Genomic DNA, 8,253 nt, shown 5'->3' on the forward strand with positions numbered 1-8,253 from the left:
CCCCACGGCTTGGCTGCGGAACTTTCGTTCGCAGCCAAGCCGCGGGGGAGAGGGGACCGGAAAACTGCACGACCTCCGGGGGGAGGGTGATGGCGGTGCCTTTCCTAGCCCTTGGACTTCTGTAGAGACCAATGCCCGGGGGGAGGGTGACGGTGGGGGCAAGCTTCTAACACTGCCAAAAAGCCCGAGCACTGTCACTCTTGCATTTCTTTGACGTGCTGTTGGATGCGTTCGAAGAAAGCTTGCTTGATGTGCGGCGGTCCGGCGTGTCCCATCAGCGGCTCGTTGATCATCTGCTTGTCACCGGTCAGCTGGTTGTAGGCGGCATAACAGCTCGACGGGGGACACGTTTGGTCGATGAAGCCGACACTTAAAATGGCATCGGCTCGGCAGCGGCTTGCAAAATTCACGGCGTCGACGTACCGCGAAGCTTCCAGGATCTGCGGGTCGGGCTTGCCATCCTCGCCGGTGGGCACCAGTTTGGGCCACCCATTGATGCGACCTGCCACTCGGCCGCTGTGATCGCAAATCGCGGGCACTCCCGAAGCCACAAAAGTTACACGGTCGTCGAGTCCCCCGGCGACCAGGGCTTGCCCGCCTCCTTGGCTGTGTCCATTGACCGCGAGAATACGACCGTCCCACTCGGGCTGGCTGGTGAGAAAGTCGATCGCCCGCACCAGTCGCAAATACATTCCTCGGAAGTAACTGGTCTCGCGACTCTCGCGTCCCTCATGGCGATAATTTTTCAGCTTCCCGGCCGCCAGATCCTGGTAATACTCGGCCGGCTTACCATTGGGGATGCCGTGGGCGTTGATATCCATCGACAGCATGTTGGCCTGAGCGCCGGAGATCGCCGCGTATAAGCTCGAACTTCGCACACCCGCCCCATGCACCCAGAGGATGGCTGGCAGACTCTTGGGAGCGGCATTTTTCGGTTTCGCCAGATAACCAGAGACGGGAGCTCCTCCTAAGCAGGCGAGTTGGACGTCGTAGCATTCGACATCTGCGTTGGCTTGCTCGACGGGTGTAAGCTTTGGATCCATCGGGACGCGGGCGAGTTGAGCTTTCTGCTCCGCCCAAAACTGGTCGAAGTCCTCCGGCACCGGCAGACTCGGCTGGATCTTCAACGGCGAGAATCCGGCGGCCGCGGTGGCCACCAGGGTTTGATTTTCGGGCGTGCGAAACGAAGCCCGCAGGAGTAGGAATCCCGGCTTTGAGGAAGTCGCCTCGATCGCTGCCTCGCCGCTGAGCTGGACCGTGCCGCTGGAGTGTTCGGGCGAGGGAGGATTGTCGGGAATGAAATCATCGATGGCATAGGAGACCGTTCCTTCGCTCACCTCTTCGCCATCTTTTAGTAGCGTGACGAGGAACCTCGCCGACTGGCCGACCTCGTAGATCGCCTCGGCGGGTTCGGTAACGACTTTCAGCTGGTAGGTGTCCTCGGCTTGCAGCTGGGTCAACTGGAGCGTGGCCGCCACGAGCAGACACAACCCGCGACCGATGGAGGGGTTCAGCAGCCGGGAGGGGAGAACAAAAGGCTTCATGAGGTTGCATTGAGGGGTTGGAGCTGGATACGACGCTAGGGTTCGTAAAGCGACCAAGTGGCCACCGCGATCCCTACTGGTTCGGATGGGACCGGAGGTGCATCCTAAGGGAGCGAGGGTTTCTTTCGGAAGCATGGGAATAGGCATGTGGACCGTCGAACCAATCGTGATCGCCCTGATGATCGCGTTCAACAGCGTGGCTGCATGCGCTGCACTCCGCTAGCCGCCGGTTTCCGATCGAAGCGCCAGCGGCCGACGTTTTGCCTATTCTCTAGGATCTCTTGATACGGAGACCGGCACGTTGATCGGTCGCTGCATGCGAAACCCTCCCGGAGTGAGCTCATGATTCGAACGCATCAGTCGTGGATAATTCTGCCCGTCCTGCTCGTCTGCGGCGCCGCGTTTGGCGGCCCCGCGGCGGGGGCGGACGAGCGAGAGGTCTGGCCCTTGCCAGTGAAAGGCGCCGAGGGAGACGTGCAAGAGTCGTCCACCGAACCGCGCCGCATCGAGGGCCGTGAAGTCGCTGGCCGTCCTGTGCTGAGGCTCACCGACATCAGCCGAGCCTCGTTGGAAGTCTTTCCGGCCGATCCCGCCACAGCCACCGGCACCGCCGTAATCGTTTGTCCCGGCGGCGGTTATCGGATCCTGGCCTACGACCTCGAAGGGACCGAAGTCGCCGCTTGGCTGCAGGGGATCGGCGTCACCGCACTGGTCCTCAAATACCGCGTTCCCAAAGCCGAAGAGGAGAAACCTGGCGAGCGGCCTCTGGAAGATCTCCGGCAAGCGTTGAGGTTGGTGCGCGAGCGGTCTGACGAATTGAAGATCGACCCGACCAAGGTCGGCGTGCTTGGCTTCTCCGCCGGTGGGCATCTGGCCGTGAGTTCGGCGACGGTCCCCGAGGAGTCTGCGGCGGACAGCCCGCAGGCAGCGTTTGAGCGGCCCGACTTCCTGATCCCGATCTATCCCGCCTATCTCGCCGACAGCAATAGCGAGCGTCCCCAGTTGGACCCGGCCTTACAATTCGACTCGCGGACGCCTCCTACCTTCATGGTTGTCACTCAGGATGACGCGGACCGTGCGGTCGGTGCAGCACTATTGATGATCGAGTTGAAAAAGCAAAAAGTGCCCACGGAGCTGCACATCTTTGTCCGCGGTGGTCATGGATATGGGCTGCGAGTTTCGGAAGATGCCGTCAGCCAGTGGCCACAATTGTGCGAAAGCTGGATGCGGGCGATGGGCTACCTCTAAACCAGCCCACGGAGGGAGGCGACCTCCGCAGGCCCGATCGGGCCTGCGGATTTCCGCTGTCGAAAAATAATCGCGGTCGGCGTTTTCGCCGTGCGCGAGGAGTCCGCCGAACTGCTCAATTTCCGGAAAAACCCGCGAAATCCGCCGCTGCAAGCCCTCCACCAAAAGGGCGGAACTGTGCCGAAGCTCTGGGGGTTTCGGTCGCAGGCGAGATTGTTTCAGCTGGGGAACGTCTAGATTTCGGTCGATTATCGCTTTAGATGCTGGGGATTCCAATTCCCGGTGCTAGCTACCACCGCGTAATCGAGGCCTGTTCCCGTCGGGGGTCTACTCCCAATACACGCTTTCAAAGATTGAGGCGTTTGTTTGCCATGATTGCAATCCTGCTCTCGCTTTGTTTTCTGCCGACGCCCACCATGGAAGATCGGTGGAGCTGTGACTTGATCGTCCTCAACCACACGCAGTCGAAGGGACGACAATACACGCAGTTGGTGATGATCGACGATGAGAAAATCATCAACGTCGAGTGGCAACCTTCCTTCGGTACTGGAAAACCCCAGCGTTGGATGTTGATGTCGCAGGTCTCCGACTTCTATCTCATCACCGTCACCGGCTACTACGGTGATCTGGAAACTTGGAAGACGCCACGGTTCATTGAGACCCGGACCGAGAACAACAACTGGATGAAGCAGTTTCTTAGCGATGAAGAGCCGTAGTGAGGCTGCGGTGAGCATCGTCGAGGCGGACCTTTCGCTCGCCACGCATCAGCGGGAGGTGCTTGCCCTCACCGAGGCCTACGCCCGAGAGCCCATGGGCAATGGCGGCCCGCTTTCCCCAGAGGTGCTCGAGCGGCTGATACCCGGCCTGCGAGCTCATCCGACCACGCTGATCCTGCTCGCCTATCGTCGGGAGCAGGGCGACGAAGAGCAGCGAGCATCCGGTGGCGAGGAACATGCGGGGGCGGTCGGAATCGCGACCTGCTTCGTGAACTTTTCCACCTTCCTTGGGCGTCCGCTGCTGAACATCCACGACTTGGCCGTGCTGCCTGATTTCCAAGGGCGCGGCATTGGCCGAGCGCTGCTCGAAGCGGCTGAAGCAAAAGCCCAAGAGCGCGGTTGTGGTCGCATCACCTTGGAGGTGCTGGAGAACAACCTGCGGGCAAAACGGATCTACGAAGCGGCCGGTTTTCGCGGGGGCTCGGCCGAAGCGAAAGATCGGACGCTGTTCTATACGAAGCCGCTCGCGCCATAGTCGCCTTTCGCTCCGCGAAAGTTGTGCATAGTCGCCTTTCGCTCCGCGAGAGTTGCGCATAGTCGCCTTTCGCTCCGCGAAAGTTGTGCATAGTCGCCTTTCGCTCCGCGAAAGTTGTGCAGAAACGCTACTTTCGCGGAGCGAAAGGCGACTATGGCGGAGCGAAAGGCGACTATGGCGGAGCGAAAGGCGACTATGGCGGAGGGCGAGGTGAGCTTCCGGAGGTTTCACCAGCCGCCAATGCCGATGGAAATGCCCGGGCCATAACCATACCCGGCACCATAGCCATAGCCGCGACCGAAACCATAGCCGCTGCGGCCATAGTAGGGATTGCGCCCGTAATAGCCGCGATAGCCGTAGCCGGGATAGCCATAGCTGCGATAACCGTAGTTCGGATACCGATAGCTTCGGTAGCCGTAGTTCGGATACCCATAGCTGCGGTAGCCATAGCTGCGGTAGCCGTAGCCGCGATACCCGTCGTAGTTACCGACTCGCCGCCCAACCACATCATACGCGTAAGGGTTGGTCGTCCGCACTCCGTAGTTCAAACGCGAGTAGTAGCCGGGGGAGTAGCCCGAATTGTAGTTCGAATAGCCGACGTAGCTCGGGCTGTAGTAGCCGCAGCCGCCAGCTTCAGCCGAAGGGGCGCCGAAGGTGAGCAATCCAGCGGCAAGGCCAAGGAGAGCAATTGGACGTAGCATGGGTCAGCTCCTGGGAAGGGAGGGAGAGATGTGACAGTCACCGAGACTTTGCCGGCTGCAGCCATCATGCCAACCACCCGTCCTAAGGCCCCCTTTTAGGACAATCCGCCCCACATTGCGCCCCCCCATTTAACGAAGAGTTGCCGCGGCCTTAAGCGAGCATGTCTTGCAGCACGCGTCCCTCCTCGGTCGGCCCGATCAAGCGTTGGTCGAGCCCTTGGTAAGGGAAGTGGAATCGGTGGGGATCGAGCCCCAGGACGTGCAGGATCGTCGCTTGCAGATCGCGGATACCGACCGGCTTCTCCACCGGGTGCTTGGGCGGGTTCATCCGCCGCGGTCTGCGCCCCGACGAGCAAACTCGCAAGCCAACAAATGAGAGCGCAAGTGAGGCGGGCGGGGGCAGTGTTCATAGCGAATTGCGGGAGCCACGTGCGGAGGCGACTTGCGTTACAGCGGTGGCCCTTAGAATACCTCACTCAAGTCTCGCCCGCATTCGCCTGTTTTATTCCGCCTGTCCGCTTCGCGATGCTGTACGACAAAACCGATCTGCACGAAGAGCGGCTCGACGTGGCGGCTCAAACGCTCCGCGACAGCGGCGCTCGCAGCGTGCTCGATCTGGGCTGCGGATCCGGCGGGCTGCTGCGGCGGCTGGTCCAGGTGCCCCAGTTCCAGCGGATTGTGGGCGTCGACAAATGCAGCGCGACGCTGTGGCACGCTGAGCAAGCGATTCATCACGACTGCGGCGGCCATCAAGACTTCGGCGGCTCTCAATCGGCGAAGCAGCCGGCGCGCCTGTCGTTGATCGTCGGTTCTTATACCGATCGCAATGCCGAACTCTGCGGGTTCGACGCCTGCGCCATGATCGAGACCATCGAACACATCGATCCGGGGACGCTGGGCAGCGTGGAGCAGTCGGTCTTTGGCTACTACCGACCGAAGACGGTGGTCCTGACGACTCCCAACGTGGAGTACAACGAGCTCCTCGGACTCGCCCCGGGGGAGTTTCGCCAGCTCGACCACCGCTTTGAGTGGGATCGTGAAAAGTTCCGTAATTGGTCGCGAGGCGTCGCCCAGCGGAACGGCTACCAGGTTTGCTTTCGCGGCATCGGAGAAGAAGACCTGGTGCTCGGCCCCCCGACGCAAATGGCCCTCTTCACCCGAGCCCCTCGTACGTCAGGCTTTCCAGCCTGACATAGTCGCCTTTCGCTCCGCGAAAGCAGCGTCTGCATAGTCGCCTTTCGCTCCGCGAGAGTTGTGCTGCTCACGCTACTTTCGCGGAGCGAAAGGCGACTATGCACGTTGAAGATCGACCAGCCGCAGCAGCGACTCCCACTCGGCGGGATCCACCAAATGCCGCCGCGGAATTTGGAGTTGGCTTTGTGGGTTATGCTGGCGGTCCTTGGCCAGCACTGGTCTGTTGCGATCGACACTTCTCCCCGTTGTGCCACTTGTGGACCTTCTTCCATGACCCGACTCTGTCCGCTCTCGTTGCTTGTTCTCTTGGCGGCTCTCGCTTCCACCGCTGCGGCGGAACCGGCTCGACCGAGCGACCCCGAGCGGGCTGCCACGCAGCCGAACATCGTCTTGATCCTTGCCGACGATCTGGGGATCCATGATCTGTCGTGCTACGGCCGTCGAGATCAGCCGACTCCGCATCTCGATCGTTTGGCCGAAGCGGGGCTGCGGTTCACTTCCGCCTACACCGCACAGCCTATCTGCTCGCCATCGCGGGCGGCACTGATGACGGGCAAATCTCCAGCCCGCCTGCATCTGACGAACTACTTGCCGGGGCGTCCCGACGCGGCATCGCAAAAGCTACTGCAACCGGTGATCGAAGGGCAATTGCCGCTTGAGGAGCCGACGATTGCCGAGTGGCTTCACGCAGCCGGTTATGCGACGGGTCTGTTCGGCAAGTGGCATCTCGGGAATCGCGATTTTGGTCCCGACCGCCAAGGCTTTGAGACTGTCTTTCTGCCGCCTGCCAATTCGGAACCCTCGGCAACCGAAGGCGGCAAGCATGAGTATGCAATCACCGCAGCGGCCGAAAAGTTCATCGAAGAGAACCACGATCGACCGTTCTTCTGCTACGTGCCGCACCACACGCCGCACATCCGACTGGCGGCAAAACCAGAATTGGTCGAGAAACACGCTTCCGCATTTCATCCCACCTATGCCGCCATGATGGAAACGCTGGATGACACCGTTGGTCGGCTGATGGATACGGTCGATCGATTAGGACTCGAAGAGCGGACGATTTTCATTTTCACCAGCGACAATGGTGGACTCCATGTGCTGGAATCCGCCGGCACGCCAGCGACTCATAACACACCGTTCCGAGCGGGCAAAGGGTTTGTCTACGAAGGAGGACTCCGCGAGCCCTTGATCATCCGCTGGCCGGAAACAATCGAAGCCGGCACGACCAGCGACGCGCCGGTGGTCCTGACCGATCTCGTGCCGACCCTGCTCGAGGCAGCGGGCGTCGATGTGGCAAAGACGGCAGGCCCGCTCGACGGCGCGAGCCTGCTCGGTTTGCTTCGCGGCCAGCCGCTGCCCGAGCGCTCGCTCTATTGGCATTTCCCCAACTATACGAATCAGGGCGGTCGCCCGGCCGGAGCGATCCGCCGTGGGGATTGGAAGCTGATTGAGCATTTCGAAGATGGCTCGGTCGAACTCTTTGATCTCGCCTCCGACCCAGGCGAAACCCGCAACCTTGCCGGAACCCATGCCGACACCGCCGAAGCGCTCCAAGCGGAGCTGAGCCAGTGGCGCACCCGCGTCGGAGCCCAAATGCCGACTCCCAATCCCGACTTCGATCCAGCCCTCCACCGCCAGCTGTACGTGGAACAAGACCCGTCGCAACTGCGTGCCAAAGACACGGCGGCCGCGATGGAACCAGAGTGGAAATCCTGGCGAGCCGCAATGAATGCTGCGATCAAAGGACGCCGCGCTCGCGTGACTCCGCCGCAAGGCGACGTCCGATTGCTGGCCCGAGATGCCATCGTCCACGCCAAAACGATGCGGTATGAACCAGAGCCGCACAAGAATGTGCTGGGGTACTGGATCGATCCCACTGACTGGGCCGAGTGGAAATTCGACGTTCCGGCCGCTGGACGTTATGAGGTCGAAGTCCAACAGGGATGTGGAAAGGGAAGTGGAGGAGCCGAAGTCGCGATTGAGGTCGGCGGTGAAATCCTCCACTTCACGGTTCAGGAAACCGGCCACTTCCAGCAGATGATTTTGCGGACTGTGGGCACCGTCGAACTTGCGGCTGGCCCCCAAACCTTGGCAGTCAAACCGCAATCCAAACCCGGCCCCGCAGTCATGGACCTCCGCCGAATCGTCCTCCGCCCCCGTTGAGCCGCAGGCGCTAGCCTCGGGTGAGCCGCAGGCGCTAGCTGGACAGCGCCACTTTCTCACGCGAGCTATTGTCGAAAGTCGTGTTCTTGATTGAGTGAAAAAAGCGGCGCATCCTGCTGAGGTACATCACCACTTCAGCGGCCCAACGCGGG

The 8,253-nt window shown here is 61.1% G+C and carries 8 protein-coding genes; 5 read left to right on the forward strand and 3 right to left on the reverse strand.

What is annotated here, in order from left to right:
- Nucleotides 1–194: 194 nt before the first annotated feature.
- Complete coding sequence (locus tag GNK13_RS17280; protein ID WP_164103807.1) at nt 195–1,544, reverse strand: acetylxylan esterase; 1,350 nt, start codon at nt 1,542–1,544, stop codon at nt 195–197.
- Between the two features lie 342 nt (nt 1,545–1,886).
- Here GNK13_RS17280 and GNK13_RS17285 point away from each other — a divergent pair, with 342 nt between their 5' ends.
- The 3 genes from GNK13_RS17285 to GNK13_RS17295 all read left to right on the forward strand — a co-directional run bounded on the left by GNK13_RS17285 (nt 1,887) and on the right by GNK13_RS17295 (nt 4,043).
- Nucleotides 1,887–2,792: an alpha/beta hydrolase gene (locus tag GNK13_RS17285; RefSeq protein ID WP_164103808.1), complete on the forward strand. Its 906-nt coding sequence runs from the start codon at nt 1,887–1,889 to the stop codon at nt 2,790–2,792.
- 371 nt (nt 2,793–3,163) lie between these two features.
- A complete protein-coding gene (locus tag GNK13_RS17290; RefSeq protein WP_164103809.1) occupies nt 3,164–3,508 on the forward strand; it encodes a hypothetical protein in 345 nt (114 codons plus the stop codon).
- A complete protein-coding gene (locus tag GNK13_RS17295; protein WP_164103810.1) occupies nt 3,495–4,043 on the forward strand; it encodes a GNAT family N-acetyltransferase in 549 nt (182 codons plus the stop codon). Before GNK13_RS17290 ends, GNK13_RS17295 begins: the two co-directional genes overlap by 14 nt.
- 227 nt (nt 4,044–4,270) lie before the next feature.
- Here GNK13_RS17295 and GNK13_RS21530 read toward each other — a convergent pair whose 3' ends face one another.
- Nucleotides 4,271–4,744, reverse strand: coding sequence for a hypothetical protein (locus GNK13_RS21530; protein ID WP_203329118.1), 474 nt, complete (start codon nt 4,742–4,744; stop codon nt 4,271–4,273).
- A 151-nt stretch (nt 4,745–4,895) separates the two neighbouring features.
- A complete protein-coding gene (locus GNK13_RS17305; protein ID WP_164103811.1) occupies nt 4,896–5,072 on the reverse strand; it encodes a DUF1501 domain-containing protein in 177 nt (58 codons plus the stop codon).
- Between the two features lie 197 nt (nt 5,073–5,269).
- Between GNK13_RS17305 and GNK13_RS17310 the strand changes: the two genes are divergently transcribed.
- Nucleotides 5,270–5,935 carry a methyltransferase domain-containing protein gene (locus tag GNK13_RS17310; protein ID WP_164103812.1) on the forward strand — a complete coding sequence of 222 codons (666 nt, stop codon included), beginning with the start codon at nt 5,270–5,272 and terminating at the stop codon, nt 5,933–5,935.
- Between the two features lie 273 nt (nt 5,936–6,208).
- Nucleotides 6,209–8,101, forward strand: coding sequence for a sulfatase-like hydrolase/transferase (locus GNK13_RS17315; RefSeq protein WP_164103813.1), 1,893 nt, complete (start codon nt 6,209–6,211; stop codon nt 8,099–8,101).
- Nucleotides 8,102–8,253: the final 152 nt, after the last annotated feature.

The sequence above is a fragment of the Candidatus Laterigemmans baculatus genome, assembly GCF_010367455.1.
Classification (GTDB): Bacteria; Planctomycetota; Planctomycetia; order Pirellulales; family Pirellulaceae; genus Laterigemmans; species Laterigemmans baculatus.

Excerpts from the sequence above, each read along its gene's own strand:
- GNK13_RS17280 (WP_164103807.1), bottom strand. The coding sequence starts at position 1,544 with ATGAAGCCTTTTGTTCTCCCCTCCCGGCTGCTGAACCCCTCCATCGGT.
- GNK13_RS17285 (WP_164103808.1), top strand. The coding sequence starts at position 1,887 with ATGATTCGAACGCATCAGTCGTGGATAATTCTGCCCGTCCTGCTCGTC.
- GNK13_RS17290 (WP_164103809.1), top strand. The coding sequence starts at position 3,164 with ATGATTGCAATCCTGCTCTCGCTTTGTTTTCTGCCGACGCCCACCATG.
- GNK13_RS17295 (WP_164103810.1), top strand. The coding sequence starts at position 3,495 with ATGAAGAGCCGTAGTGAGGCTGCGGTGAGCATCGTCGAGGCGGACCTT.
- GNK13_RS21530 (WP_203329118.1), bottom strand. The coding sequence starts at position 4,744 with ATGCTACGTCCAATTGCTCTCCTTGGCCTTGCCGCTGGATTGCTCACC.
- GNK13_RS17305 (WP_164103811.1), bottom strand. The coding sequence starts at position 5,072 with ATGAACCCGCCCAAGCACCCGGTGGAGAAGCCGGTCGGTATCCGCGAT.
- GNK13_RS17310 (WP_164103812.1), top strand. The coding sequence starts at position 5,270 with ATGCTGTACGACAAAACCGATCTGCACGAAGAGCGGCTCGACGTGGCG.
- GNK13_RS17315 (WP_164103813.1), top strand. The coding sequence starts at position 6,209 with ATGACCCGACTCTGTCCGCTCTCGTTGCTTGTTCTCTTGGCGGCTCTC.